General features: G+C 69.7%; 12 protein-coding genes and 1 riboswitch. Of the genes, 9 read left to right on the top strand and 3 right to left on the bottom strand.

The genetic code is table 11. The features are described from left to right. The first annotated feature begins 52 nt into the window (after positions 1 to 52). The 3 genes from ACFUNE_RS13095 to otsB all read left to right on the top strand — a co-directional run bounded on the left by ACFUNE_RS13095 (position 53) and on the right by otsB (position 2,581). Positions 53 to 1,330: an ABC transporter substrate-binding protein gene (locus ACFUNE_RS13095; protein ID WP_383565808.1), complete on the top strand. Its 1,278-nt coding sequence runs from the start codon at positions 53 to 55 to the stop codon at positions 1,328 to 1,330. Between the two features lie 14 nt (positions 1,331 to 1,344). Continuing rightward, positions 1,345 to 1,605, top strand: a complete 261-nt coding sequence (locus tag ACFUNE_RS13100) for a DUF3263 domain-containing protein (protein ID WP_383565810.1) — start codon at positions 1,345 to 1,347, stop codon at positions 1,603 to 1,605. 121 nt (positions 1,606 to 1,726) lie between these two features. Continuing rightward, a complete protein-coding gene (gene otsB, locus ACFUNE_RS13105; protein ID WP_383565812.1) occupies positions 1,727 to 2,581 on the top strand; it encodes a trehalose-phosphatase in 855 nt (284 codons plus the stop codon). Between the two features lie 45 nt (positions 2,582 to 2,626). Here the strand turns inward: otsB and ACFUNE_RS13110 are convergent, their stop codons facing one another. After that, the gene (locus tag ACFUNE_RS13110) at positions 2,627 to 4,006 is read right to left on the bottom strand and encodes a trehalose-6-phosphate synthase (protein ID WP_383565814.1); all 1,380 of its coding nucleotides are present in this window, start codon (positions 4,004 to 4,006) and stop codon (positions 2,627 to 2,629) included. Between the two features lie 70 nt (positions 4,007 to 4,076). Beyond that, a complete protein-coding gene (locus ACFUNE_RS13115; RefSeq protein ID WP_383566714.1) occupies positions 4,077 to 5,027 on the bottom strand; it encodes a glucosyl-3-phosphoglycerate synthase in 951 nt (316 codons plus the stop codon). A gap of 153 nt (positions 5,028 to 5,180) precedes the next feature. Continuing rightward, a riboswitch (SAM riboswitch) is annotated at positions 5,181 to 5,308 on the top strand. A gap of 18 nt (positions 5,309 to 5,326) precedes the next feature. On the opposite strand from ACFUNE_RS13115, the gene thrC reads away from it, so the two are divergent. From thrC to groL, 4 genes are all read left to right on the top strand, one after another. Continuing rightward, a complete protein-coding gene (gene thrC, locus ACFUNE_RS13120) occupies positions 5,327 to 6,625 on the top strand; it encodes a threonine synthase (RefSeq protein WP_383565816.1) in 1,299 nt (432 codons plus the stop codon). A gap of 28 nt (positions 6,626 to 6,653) precedes the next feature. Beyond that, entirely contained in the window at positions 6,654 to 6,929 is a 276-nt protein-coding gene (locus tag ACFUNE_RS13125; RefSeq protein WP_383565818.1) for a MoaD/ThiS family protein, read from the top strand. A gap of 446 nt (positions 6,930 to 7,375) precedes the next feature. Then, positions 7,376 to 7,582 carry a cold-shock protein gene (locus ACFUNE_RS13130; protein WP_003967346.1) on the top strand — a complete coding sequence of 69 codons (207 nt, stop codon included), beginning with the start codon at positions 7,376 to 7,378 and terminating at the stop codon, positions 7,580 to 7,582. Between the two features lie 357 nt (positions 7,583 to 7,939). After that, positions 7,940 to 9,562, top strand: coding sequence for a chaperonin GroEL (gene groL, locus ACFUNE_RS13135; protein ID WP_329039707.1), 1,623 nt, complete (start codon positions 7,940 to 7,942; stop codon positions 9,560 to 9,562). Between the two features lie 100 nt (positions 9,563 to 9,662). On the opposite strand, the gene ACFUNE_RS13140 is transcribed toward groL, so the two are convergent. Then, positions 9,663 to 10,094 (bottom strand): hypothetical protein, encoded by a 432-nt coding sequence (locus tag ACFUNE_RS13140; RefSeq protein ID WP_383565820.1) that lies wholly within the window; start codon positions 10,092 to 10,094, stop codon positions 9,663 to 9,665. A gap of 164 nt (positions 10,095 to 10,258) precedes the next feature. On the opposite strand from ACFUNE_RS13140, the gene ACFUNE_RS13145 reads away from it, so the two are divergent. Together ACFUNE_RS13145 and ACFUNE_RS13150 are read left to right on the top strand one after the other, a co-directional pair. Further along, a complete protein-coding gene (locus tag ACFUNE_RS13145) occupies positions 10,259 to 10,768 on the top strand; it encodes a DinB family protein (RefSeq protein ID WP_383565822.1) in 510 nt (169 codons plus the stop codon). 197 nt (positions 10,769 to 10,965) lie between these two features. Continuing rightward, entirely contained in the window at positions 10,966 to 12,981 is a 2,016-nt protein-coding gene (locus tag ACFUNE_RS13150) for a glycosyl hydrolase family 28-related protein (RefSeq protein WP_383565824.1), read from the top strand. The last annotated feature ends 181 nt before the right edge of the window (positions 12,982 to 13,162 follow it).

Below are 13,162 nucleotides of genomic sequence, written 5' to 3' on the forward strand. Positions count from 1 at the left end.
GGATCGCGGGTTCATCGCCGGAGCGATGACTTCCGCGTCGATCAATGTGGGGATGGACAGGGCTGTGCAGCGGCGCTTTGTGGGTCTGACCGCGGCGGTGGCCGCACTCGGTATGGCAGCGACGTTGTCGGGGTGTGGTTCGGACACCGGTTCCGGCGACGTCACCCTGCGGATGGTCGCAGCCGACTACGGCACCGGAGCGGAGAACAGCTCCCAGAAGTACTGGGACGACGTCGCCGGGAAGTTCGAGAAGGACAACCCCGGGATCAAGGTCGAGGTCAGCGTCTACTCCTGGAAGGACGTCGACCGCAAGGTCGCCGAGATGGTGAAGGCCGGCAAGGCCCCCGACATCGCGCAGATCGGCGCGTACGCCGACTATGCCGAGGCGGGCAAGCTCTACACGGCCGACGAGATGATAGCCATCCGCACCGGGTCCAACTTCCTGCCCTCACTCACCGACGCGGGCCAGGTCGACGGCAATCTCTACGGCCTGCCGTTCGTGGCCAGCACCCGGCTGATGTTCTACAACAAGGGCCTCTTCGCCAAGGCGGGCCTCGGCGCCCCGCAGACCTGGGACGACATCCAGGACGACGCCACCGCGCTGAAGCAGCGCGGCGTGAAGTACCCCTTCGCCCTGCCGCTCGGCCAGGAGGAGTCCCAGGCCGAGACCCTGATGTGGCTGCTCAGCGGGGGCGGGGGCTACACGGACGAGGTCGGCAGCTACGACATCGACTCCGTGGCCAACATCGCGACCTTCCGGTGGCTGAAGGACAACCTCGTCGGCAAGGGCCTCACCGGCCCCGTCGCCCCCGGCAAGCTCGACCGGGCGAAGGCGTTCGACGCGTTCACCAAGGGCGAGGTGGGCATGCTCAACGGCCACCCCACCCTGATGCAGGAGGCCGAGAAGAAGGGCGTCGACGTGGGCATGGTCCCGCTGCCCGGGATCGACGGGCCGACCAAGGGCTCCATGGGTGTGGCCGACTGGATGATGGGCTTCAAGCAGAACGGCCACCGGACACAGATAGGCAAGTTCCTCGACTTCGCCTACAACGACGACAACGTGATGGCCTTCGCCGACCAGTACGACCTGCTCCCCGTGACCAGCAGCGCCTCCGTCGCCATGGAGGCCGACAGCAAGCACAAGTCGCTGCACGAGTTCCTGACGGCGCTGCCGAATTCGCAGCTGCCCCCCTTCGGCAAGACCTCGTGGGCGCAGGTCAGCGAGACGGTCAAGGAGAAGATCGGCTCCGCGGTCGAGCCCGGCGGCAACCCGGAGGGCGTGCTCGTGGAGATCGCGTCCCTGGCCCGGCAGTCGGAGAGCGCGGAGTAGGTAGGTTGGTTGATATGACCGCCCGCCCCCCTGATCCCGCCGACTCCGCCGCGCCGCTCTCCGACCAGGACCGCGCGGTCCTGGCCGTGGAGCGGCGCTCCTGGCCGGGCCCCGGTGCCAAGGAGCGGGCGATCCGGGAGGAGCTGGGCATCTCCCCGGTCCGCTACTACCAGCTGCTCAACGCGTTGCTGGACGACCGCCGCGCGCTGGAGGAGGACCCGGTCACGGTCAACCGCCTGCGCCGGGTCCGGGACGCGAGGCGCGGCCGCCGCTGAGGCCGGGCCCGGGGCGCCGGGCCCCCGGGGCCGGAAGCCGCGAGGCAGGGCGTCCCCCCGGCACCGGCCCCCGGCACCGGAACCCGCGCGGCACGGCGGCCCGCCAGCTACGCTCACCCGCATGGGCAACCCGGCACATCCCCTCCCGACCCCGTCCACCCAGGCCGGCCGCGAAGGCCTCGCGGCGCTCCTCGCCCGCCCCGCCCGCGCGGTGGTCGCGTTGGACTTCGACGGCACACTGGCCGAGATCGTCCCGGACCCGGAACAGTCCCGCGCCCACCCCGACGTCGTCCCGGCCCTCTCCGCACTCGCGCCCCGGATCGCGGCCGTCGCGGTGATCACCGGCCGGCCGGCCGACACCGCCGTGCGGTACGGCGGCTTCGCCGGAGCGCCCGGCCTGGACCACCTCGTCGTCCTCGGGCACTACGGCGCCGAGCGCTGGGACGCCGTCACCGCCACCGTCCACGCCCCGGCCCCGGATCCCGGAGTGGAAGCCGTGCGGGCGGAGCTCCCCGCCGTCCTGGAGGAGGCGGGCGCCGGCGGTGCCTGGATCGAGGAGAAGGGCGGCCGCGCGGTCGCCGTCCACACCCGCCGCGCCGCCGACCCTCAGGCCGCCTTCGAAGCCCTCCGCGCCCCGCTCGCCGGCCTCGCCGCGCGCCACGGCCTGATCGTCGAACCGGGCCGCCTGGTCCTGGAGCTGCGCCCGCCGGGCATGGACAAGGGCGTCGCGCTGGAGGAGTACGTGAGGACGACAGGCGCCGAGACGGTGCTGTACGCCGGCGACGACCTCGGCGACCTCGCCGCGTACGCCGCGGTGGAGAAGCTCCGCACCGAGGGTGTCACGGGCCTGCTGGTCTGCAGCGGCACCGAGGTCCCCGAACTCGCCGAACGGGCCGACCTGTTGCTCCCGGGCCCGGCGGCGGTGGCCGACCTGCTCTCGGTACTCGCCCAGCAGCTCACACCTGCCCGCCCGTAGCGCCTCCCGTCCGGATCGCGCCGGGTCCGGTCCGGACGACGGGAGTCACTGATTCCGCAGGGCGTCCAGCTGGTCCAGGAACCACTGCTGCGGGGGCAGTGCCGTCGCGGCGGCGGCCAGTCGCTTCGTGCGGGCGCTCCGCTCGTCGGCGTCCATGGTCAGCGCCTCGTGCAGCGCCGCAGCCGTGGCCGACACGTCGTACGGGTTCACCACGATCGCGTCCTCGCCGAGCTCCTCGTACGCCCCCGCCTCCCGGGAGAGCACCAGCGCGCAGCCGTGGTCGGAGACGACCGGGACCTCCTTGGCGACCAGGTTCATGCCGTCGCGGATCGGGTTGACCAGCGCCACGTCGGCCAGCCGGTACGCGGCGAGGGAGCGGGCGAAGTCGTCGTCGACGTGGAGGATGACCGGGGTCCAGCTCTCCGTGCCGTACTCCGCGTTGACGGCGTCGGCGATCCGCTGGACCTCCGCCGTGTAGTCGCGGTAGACCGCGAGGTCCTGCCGTGACGGGTAGGCGAAGGCGACGTGCACCACGCGCCCGCGCCACTCGGGGCGCTCCTCCAGGAGCGCCCGGTACGCGTGCAGACCGCGGACGATGTTCTTGGAGAGCTCGGTGCGGTCCACCCGCACGATCGTGCGCCGGTCCGCGCCCACCTGCTCCCGCAGGATCTCCATGCGCTCGTCCACGTCGTCCTCGCGGGAGCGGCGGCGGAGGAAGTCCGCGTCGGCGCCCAGCCCGTGCACCCCGATCCGGGTGTGGCCGGTGCCGCCGAGGATCTCCGTGCAGCAGCCGATGAAGGCGTCCGCCCAGCGGCGGGTCAGGAACGCGGCGCGGTCGGCGCCCAGGATGCCCCTGAGCAGCTGCTCGCCGATGTCGTCGGGCAGCAGCCTGAAGTAGTCGACGGGGGCCCAGGGGGTGTGCGAGAAGTGCCCGATGCGCAGGTCGGGGCGGAGCTCGCGCAGTATGCCGGGGACCAGCGAGAGGTGGTAGTCCTGCACGAGGACCGCGGCGCCCTCGGCAGCCTCCTCGGCGAGCGCCTCGGCGAAGGCCCGGTTGTAGGTCTCGTAGGAGGCCCACTGGCGGCGGAACTCCGCGTCGAAGACGGGCTCCACGGGCGTCTGGTAGATCATGTGGTGGACGAACCAGAGCACCGAGTTCGCGATGCCGTTGTACGCGTCGGCGTGGACCCCGGCGTCGATGTCGAGCATCCGGACGCCGGGCTCGGAGACGCCCTGCCGGACGGCCTCGCGGTCGCCGTCGCTGAGGGCCGCGCACACCCACAGCTTGTCGTCGACGGCGCTGAGGCCGGAGACGAGCCCGCCACCGCCCCGCTTCGAGTCGAGCGTGCCGTCCTCCCGCAGGGCGTACGACACCGGGCCGCGATTGGACGCGACGAGGACCTGGGCAGCGTGCTCGGAGACCATGTACCCGAACCTAGCCCGTCCGGGAAGCCTCCAAACGTGAAGCGGGTGTGGAGCCGTGCGGGAAGAACCGTTACGCCGCGTCGCGCGAGGCGTACTCCGCGATCTCCCGCATCGGTGGCCGTTCCTCCGTGTCCACCGCGTGGGTACGCGGGACGAAACCGCCGGGGCCCCGCTCGAACTGGGTGATCTCCGGCCGGACGAGCGGTCCCCGGGACAGCCGCAGCTGCGCCGTGCGGTAGATCGCCGCCGCCATCCGGCCGAGGGCCTGGCCGTCCTGGTGGCGGTGTTTGCGCACGCCGACGTCCACCTGGGCCAGCGCGTCCAGGCCCACCGTGTGCAGTGCGTCGACGAGCAGGCCCAGCTCCACTCCGTAACCGACGGGGAAGGGCAGCTGCTCCAGCAGGGAGCGCCGGACCGCGTACTCGCCGCCCAGGGGCTGGACGAAGCCGGCCAGCCGGGGCCAGTGGAGGTTGAGCAGCGGGCGGGCCACCAGCTCGGTCACCCGGCCGCCCTGACCTGCTGCTTCGCCGAGCGGCCGGTCGTACATGGCCTTGACGAAGTGTACCGAGGGGTCGGTCAGCAGCGGCCCGACGATCCCGGAGACGAAGTCCGCGGAGAAGTCCTTGAGGTCCGCGTCGACGAAGCAGACGATCTCGCCGCTGGTCACCAGCAGCGAGCGCCACAGGACCTCGCCCTTGCCGGGCAGGGCGGGGATCCGGGAGAGGATCGCGTCCCGGTGCACGACCCGCGCGCCGGCCCGCCGCGCCTGCTCGGCGGTGGCGTCGGTGGATCCGGAGTCGATCACCACCAGTTCGTCCACGAGCTGGACCTTCTCCATCAGCTCGCGCCGGATCTCGGCGACGATCGCGCCGACGGTCGCCTCCTCGTTCAGCGCGGGCAGGACGACGCTCACCCGGGAACGGTGCGGATCCCTCGCCCGCGCGGCCGTGAGGCGGTCCAGCGGGCGGTCGGCAGCTGACCAGGAACGCCTGGTCAGCCAGCGTTCCACCTCTTCCAGCACGGTCGATACTCCCTGTATGTGATCCATCTCGCGGTTCGGACGACTATCTCAACCGTCCGGTGCTTCGGTTACAGTCTTGAACAACGCGGATGACCCTCGCATGTCGGGGTCGGTCCGCGAATAAACGCCCGGATCCATGGTCCGGTGCCACAGCGCTCATCCAGAGGGACTGAGGGAACGGCCCGTTGAAGTCCCGGCAACCCTCCTGCCGACCGCGAGGTCACGGTGGGGAAGGTGCCAATTCCGTCTTGTGGCGAAATACGTCGCAAGGAAGATGAGGAGAAAGGGCCTCCGCCATCATGGCCGTCCAGACAGTTGCAGCAAACACCGATTCTTCCGCCGTGGACCTCGGTCCCGCCGCGGCGCTTTCCTGCCGCGAATGCGGCGAGCGGTTCGAACTCGGCCCCATTTTCGCCTGCGCGTCCTGTTTCGGGCCGCTCGAAGTGGCTTACGACCTGCCGAGCGGCTCCCCCGAAGAGCTGAAGAAGCGCATCGCCGAGGGTCCGAACAACATCTGGCGCTACGCGCCGCTGCTGCCGGTCCCCTCCGACGTCGCGGACAAGCCCAACATCAACCCCGGCTTCACCAAGCTGGTCAAGGCCGACAACCTCGCCCGCGAGCTGGGCGTGACCGGCGGCCTGTACGTCAAGGACGACTCCGGCAACCCGACGCACTCCTTCAAGGACCGTGTCGTCGCCATCGCCGTCGAGGCCGCCCGCGCCTTCGGATTCACCACCCTCTCCTGCTCCTCCACCGGCAACCTCGCCGGTGCCGTGGGTGCCGCCGCCGCCCGCGCCGGCTTCCGCTCGTGCGTGTTCATCCCGCACGACCTGGAGCAGGGCAAGGTCGTCATGGCCGCGGTGTACGGCGGCGAGCTGGTCGGCATCGAGGGCAATTACGACGACGTCAACCGCTTCTGCTCGGAGCTCATCGGCGACCCGCTCGGCGAGGGCTGGGGCTTCGTCAACGTCAACCTGCGGCCGTACTACGGCGAGGGTTCCAAGACCCTGGCGTACGAGATCTGCGAGCAGCTCGGCTGGCAGCTGCCCGACCAGCTGGTCATCCCGATCGCGTCCGGCTCGCAGCTCACGAAGATCGACAAGGGGCTGCAGGAGCTGATCAAGCTCGGCCTCGTCGAGGACAAGCCGTACAAGATCTTCGGCGCCCAGGCCGAGGGCTGCTCCCCGGTCTCCACCGCCTTCAAGGCCGGTCACGACGTCGTGCGGCCCCAGAAGCCGAAGACCATCGCCAAGTCCCTGGCGATCGGCAACCCGGCCGACGGCCCGTACGTCCTGGACATCGCCCGGCGCACCGGCGGTGCCGTCGAGGACGTCAACGACGAGCAGGTCGTCGACGCGATCAAGCTGCTGGCCCGCACCGAGGGCATCTTCGCGGAGACGGCGGGCGGGGTGACGGTCGGCGTGACGAAGAAGCTGATCGACGCCGGTCTGCTCGACCCGTCCCTGACCACCGTCGTCCTGAACACCGGCGACGGCCTGAAGACGCTCGACGCGGTCGCCCCCACGACCGGCCTGTCGGCGACGATCCGGCCCAGCCTGGACGCGTTCCGCGACGCGGGCCTCGCCGCCGCCAACTGACCACCCGAGACCGAAGGAAGGCACCCACATGAGCGTCAAGGTCCGTATCCCCACCATCCTCCGCACCTACACGGACGGTCAGGCCGAGGTCTCGGCCGAGGGCGCGATCCTCTCCGAGGTCATCGCGTCCCTGGAGCAGAACCACCCGGGCATCGGCGCCCGCGTCCTCGACGACCAGGGCAAGCTGCGCCGCTTCGTCAACGTGTACGTCAACGACGACGACGTGCGCTTCGAGGGTGGCCTGGACGCCGTCACACCGGACGGCGCCGGCGTCTCGATCATCCCGGCCGTCGCCGGAGGCTGACCGCCGCAGGCATACGGGCCCGCTCGGCGGCCCGATTCCACAGAGTGAGCAGAATGCCCCCCTCCGCGAGAGAAGCGGAGGGGGGCATTCTGCATGGTTGAGCGCGGTACAGTTGGGGAAGTCCCCGCAGCTGCCCTCGCCGCCCGCATATGAGAATGCGCCTGGCCGCGACAAGAAGTAGCCAAAGTACGTGAACCCCTTGAGGCATAAGTGGCCTTTGTCAGGCCCGACTTGCCCTGGAATCCCCTGAATTCCGCCTATCCGTGCGGTCGCGTGCGCCCAGAATTCTCGTCCGATTGACCTGTTGCAGAGGGCAGTTGGGCAGATACATTCGGCCGCGGTCGACGCGTTCCGGCGCACGCCACCCTCTCCTGTCGGAGGGTGAGTTTGACCCGGGCCCGCGAAGTGCGGTGCTCGTGCAAGGGCCAGTAATAGGGGAGTTAGGCATGGCTCAGGGCACCGTCAAGTGGTTCAACGCGGAGAAGGGGTACGGCTTCATCGCGGTCGACGGTGGTGCGGATGTTTTCGTCCACTACAGCGCGATCCAGATGGACGGGTACCGCACCCTCGAAGAGGGTCAGCGAGTTGAATTCGAGATCTCGCAGGGCCAGAAGGGGCCGCAGGCGGACATGGTCAAGCTCGCCGTCGGCTGAGCTCGGCGCGGTCGGCCAACGACACTACTCACGCACGTGAGGCCCGTACCTCCACCAGGGGTGCGGGCCTCACGTGCGTCTCCGTGACCCGGCGGTCGTACGCATGTCGGAGCGGGTGCCCGCACCTGCCCGCGAGCCTTCCGGTTGTCCACATCCCGAGGAGGACGCTTGCACTCGCAGGGGTCGAGTGCTAATCATTGGCGTTAGCACTCTCCAGGTGAGAGTGACAGAAACTTGGACCGGGCCGGTGAGGCCCGCAGGCCCAGTGGGGCAAGGAACCACTGAGCACGCTGGCCGTCCGTCGCGGGCGCCTCTCGGTCCGGAGAAATCCACCCCTGTCCGGGAGGACCACTTCACATGGCCAAGATCATCGCGTTCGACGAGGAGGCACGGCGCGGTCTCGAGCGCGGGATGAACCAGCTCGCCGACGCCGTCAAGGTCACCCTCGGCCCCAAGGGCCGTAACGTCGTCCTCGAGAAGAAGTGGGGCGCGCCCACGATCACCAACGATGGTGTTTCCATCGCCAAGGAGATCGAGCTCGAGGACCCGTACGAGAAGATCGGTGCGGAGCTGGTCAAGGAGGTCGCCAAGAAGACGGACGACGTCGCCGGCGACGGTACGACCACCGCCACCGTTCTCGCCCAGGCGCTCGTCCGCGAGGGCCTGCGCAACGTCGCCGCGGGTGCCAACCCGATGGCTCTCAAGCGTGGCATCGAGAAGGCCGTCGAGGCCGTCTCCGCCGCTCTGCTGGAGCAGGCGAAGGACGTGGAGACCAAGGAGCAGATCGCTTCGACGGCCTCCATCTCCGCTGCCGACACCGAGATCGGCGCCAAGATCGCCGAGGCGATGGACAAGGTCGGCAAGGAAGGCGTCATCACCGTCGAGGAGTCCCAGACCTTCGGTCTGGAGCTCGAGCTCACCGAGGGTATGCGCTTCGACAAGGGCTACATCTCGGCTTACTTCGCCACCGACATGGAGCGCATGGAGTCGTCCTTCGACGACCCGTACATCCTGATCGTCAACTCCAAGATCAGCAACGTGAAGGACCTCCTTCCGCTGCTCGAGAAGGTCATGCAGTCGGGCAAGCCCCTGCTGATCATCGCGGAGGACGTCGAGGGCGAGGCTCTGTCGACGCTGGTCGTCAACAAGATCCGTGGCACCTTCAAGTCCGTGGCCGTCAAGGCTCCGGGCTTCGGTGACCGCCGCAAGGCCATGCTCGGCGACATCGCCATCCTCACCGGTGGCACCGTCATCTCCGAGGAGGTCGGCCTCAAGCTGGAGAACGCCGGCGTCGACCTGCTCGGCACCGCCCGCAAGGTCGTCATCACCAAGGACGAGACGACCATCGTCGACGGTGGCGGCGACAGCGACCAGGTCCAGGGTCGCGTCAAGCAGATCCGTGCCGAGATCGAGAACAGCGACTCGGACTACGACCGCGAGAAGCTCCAGGAGCGCCTTGCGAAGCTGGCCGGCGGCGTGGCCGTCATCAAGGCCGGCGCCGCCACCGAGGTGGAGCTCAAGGAGCGCAAGCACCGCATCGAGGACGCGGTGCGCAACGCCAAGGCCGCTGTCGAGGAGGGCATCGTCGCCGGTGGTGGCGTGGCTCTGCTCCAGGCCTCGGCCGTCTTCGAGAAGCTCGACCTGACCGGTGACGAGGCCACGGGCGCCAACGCCGTGAAGCTCGCGCTGGAGGCCCCGCTCAAGCAGATCGCCGTCAACGGTGGTCTCGAGGGTGGCGTCATCGTCGAGAAGGTGCGCAACCTGCCGATCGGTCACGGCCTCAACGCCGCGACCGGCGAGTACGTCGACATGATCGCCGAGGGCATCATCGACCCGGCGAAGGTCACGCGCTCCGCCCTGCAGAACGCCGCGTCCATCGCCGCGCTCTTCCTCACCACCGAGGCCGTCATCGCCGACAAGCCGGAGAAGGCCTCTGCGGCCGCTCCGGGCGGCATGCCGGGCGGTGACATGGACTTCTGATCCTCGGATCAGCAGCTCCAGGCAGTACCCGCAGTATCCGTGCGACGCCGGCCCCCGGGATTCGTTCCCGGGGGCCGGCGTCGTGCGTGCCGCGTCCGGCTCACCCTGCGGGAGCGGCCAGGATGCAGAGCGGTTTGCCTTCGTCGGGGTCGCCCACGTAGGTCCAGAGTTTGAGCGTGCCGCCGTTCCGCAGTGCCTCGTACGAGGTGGTCTCGCCGGAGTCCTTGAACGACACCAGGACCGTGGTCCCGTCCGCACCGTCCTGATTCTCCCAGGTGCCCGATCCCGATCTGGGTTCGACGGTGCCGTCGATGATGTCGTAGTCGCTGCAGACGTGGGTGGCGGTGATCGTTCCGTCCGGCTTCAGCTCCAGGGACCCGCCCCACTTGTCCTTCCACGTCACGGCCGCCCGGGACAGGGGCAGTTCGACCGGCTCGCCCTCGGGGACCGGTGGGAAGGCGAGCCTCCCGCAGCCCGCGAGAGTGAACACGAGCGGGACGAGCACCAGCGACGACCAGCGGGAACGGGACATGCGGCACCTCTGCGCCTCGTGCGGTGCACGGGCGCGAACGGTCCGTACAGGGCAGGAGCGTAGAGCAGGGTGCGGAGCTCCGGCCGTACGGGGGTGCCCCCTCGGCCCGCCGAGGGGGAGCGGACACTGGACGCGTCCCGGCCCCGTCCTGAAGGAGCGCCACCATGACCACCGACCGCCGTACGGGACCCCCCGTCGCAGGTGGCGAGCGAGAGACCCTGCGGGCTTTCCTCGACTACCACCGGGCCACCCTCGCCATGAAGTGCGAAGGGCTCGACGACGAACAGTTGCGTCAGCAGTCGATGCCGCCCTCGACGTTGTCGCTGCTCGGCCTGGTGCGGCACATGGCGGAGGTGGAACGGGCCTGGTTCCGGCGGGTCTTCGAGGACAACGAGGCACCGATGGTCTGGTCGGACCGGATCGACTTCCAGGCCGCGTACGACGCGCGTACGTCGACCCGGTCCGAGGCGTTCGGTGCCTGGGAGGCCGAGGTGGAGCACTCGCGCCGGGTGGAGGAGCGGGCCGCGTCCCTCGACGTCACCGGGCTCCAGCCCCGCTGGGGGGACGAGGTGTCGCTGCGGATGGTCATGGTGCACGTGCTGCTCGAGTACGGCCGCCACAACGGCCACGCGGACTTCCTGCGGGAGGGCGTCGACGGGACCGTGGGCGCCTGAGCGCGGGGCCCGGTCCGCCTGCGGAACCCAGGTCCCGCAGGCGGAAGCGGCTGTTCCTCACGCGAGATCCACACGCAAAAGAGTGACGGTTTGCTGCATGTATTCGGCAGTCAGGAGAAATCTTCTCGCACGCCCCTTGTGGTGGTGATTCCGCGCGCCCTAACGTCGCCTCACCTTCCGAGAGAAACGGGCATGCGATGTCACGTCACATCACGGTCGCCGCGCTGACGGCCGCCGTTGTCGGACTGGGGGCGCTGACCGGCGCCCCTGTCGCCCAGGGCGCGGAGGGGAAACCGTCCGCGCCGGCGGTGACGCGTGCGGGCCTCGACCCCGCGCTGGTGGCGGGCCGCGGGGCCGACGTCCCCTTCGCCGAGCAGGAGGCGGAGAACGCCGCGACGAACGGCACGGTCATAGGCCCCGACCGCACCGCCTACACCCTCCCCGCCGAGGCGTCCGGCCGTAAGGCGGTGCGCCTGGTGCCCGGCGAGCACGTCGAGTTCACCCTGCCGGAGGCCGCGAACGCGATCACCGTGCGCTACAGCATCCCGGACGCGCCCGGGGGCGGCGGCATCACCGCCCCGCTCGATGTCTCCGTCAACGGTTCGAAGCGCTCGACGATGACGCTGACCTCGCAGTACTCCTGGCTGTACAACCAGTACCCGTTCACCAACGACCCCGGGGCCGATCTGCTCCAGCCGGGCTGGTGGATCACCGAGTGCGCGTGCGTCCCGAATGCGACGACGCCCGCCCCGGTGATCTCCAAGCCGTTCCGGCCGAACCACTTCTACGACGAGCAGCGCCTCCTGCTCGGCAAGAGGTACCGGGCGGGTGACACCGTCCGCCTGACCGTCCCCGCCGGGAGCCGTGCCGCGTGGACGGTCGTCGATGTGCTCGACTCGGAGCTCGTGGGCCTGCCCCACGTGGAGCTCCGGGCCGCGAACGCGCTGCTCTTCGGGGCCGATCCGTCGGGGCGCCGGGATTCCGCGGACGCGCTGGACCGGGCGATCGCCTTCGCCAAGCGCAAGAACCTGCCGGTGTACGTCCCGCCGGGCACCTACCAGGTCAACCGGCACGTCGTCGTCGACGACGTCACGATCAGGGGCGCCGGCAGCTGGTACACGAAGTTCAAGGGCCGCGAGGTCGCGCTCGGCGCCCCGGCGGCCGACGGCTCGGTCCACACGGGCGTCGGCTTCTACGGCAAGGACGCGGCCGACGGCGGCAGCCACAACGTCCATCTGTCGGGCTTCGCCATCGAGGGGGACGTCCGCGAGCGCGTCGACACCGACCAGGTGAACGGCATCGGCGGGGCCATGAGCGACTCCTCGATCGAGGGCCTGCACATCCGCCACACCAAGGTCGGCATGTGGTTCGACGGCCCGATGTCGAACCTGGGGATCAAGGGCAACGTCATCGTCGACCAGATCGCCGACGCCATCAACTTCCACGGCGGGGTCACGGATTCGGAGGTCTCGCACACCTTCGTCCGCAACTCCGGTGACGACGGCCTCGCGATGTGGTCCGAGAAGCGGGCCAACACGGGGAACACCTTCGCGCGCAACACGGTGCAGAGCCCGGTGCTCGCCAACGGCATCGCGGTCTACGGCGGTACGGACAACACCGTGTCCGGCAACCTCGTCGCCGACCCCGTGCGCGAGGGGAGCGCCCTGCACGTCGGCGCCCGCTTCGGCGCGGAGGCGTTCCGGGGGTGGCTCGACCTCACCGACAACACGACCGTCCGGGCGGGGACGTACGAACTGAACTGGAACATCGGGCTCGGAGCCATCTGGTTCTTCGCCCTGGACCGGGACATCGACGCCGACATACGGGTGACGGGGAACAACTTCCTCGACAACACCTACAACGCGATCATGCTGGTCACCGACTGGCCGGTGAAGGACACGTACAAGATCCAGGGCGTGCACTTCAAGGACATCAAGGTGGACGGGACGGGCACGTCCGTGGTGAGCGCGCGTGCGGAGGGTTCGGCGACCTTCGAGAACGTCGACGCGCGCAACGTGGGGGCCGTGGGGGTCAACAACTGCGGGTCCTTCCACTTCACCCCCGCCGGTTCGGAGTTCACCCTGGTCGATCGCGGCGGCAACGACGGCGGCGGTACGACGGGGGACTGGCTGGCGCCGTGGCTGCTGCCGAACACGATCACCTGTGACGACCGGCCGCCGGTGGTCGCGCCGCCCGCACCGGGAGCGTGGTGACGGCGCCGGACGCCCGGCATGCGTGAAGGGCCGGTACGGCGCGGGGGACGCGCCGTACCGGCCCTTCCTGTACGGGGTCACCCTCTGTGCCCGGAACCCCTCCCCGCGGTCTTTTCTCGTCAAGACTCGAATGCATGGCGACGATGCGTTACTCCCAACTCCCGTATGTGTCAGCTCTATT

Source organism: Streptomyces sp. NPDC057287 (assembly GCF_042667905.1).
Classification (GTDB): domain Bacteria; phylum Actinomycetota; class Actinomycetes; order Streptomycetales; family Streptomycetaceae; genus Streptomyces.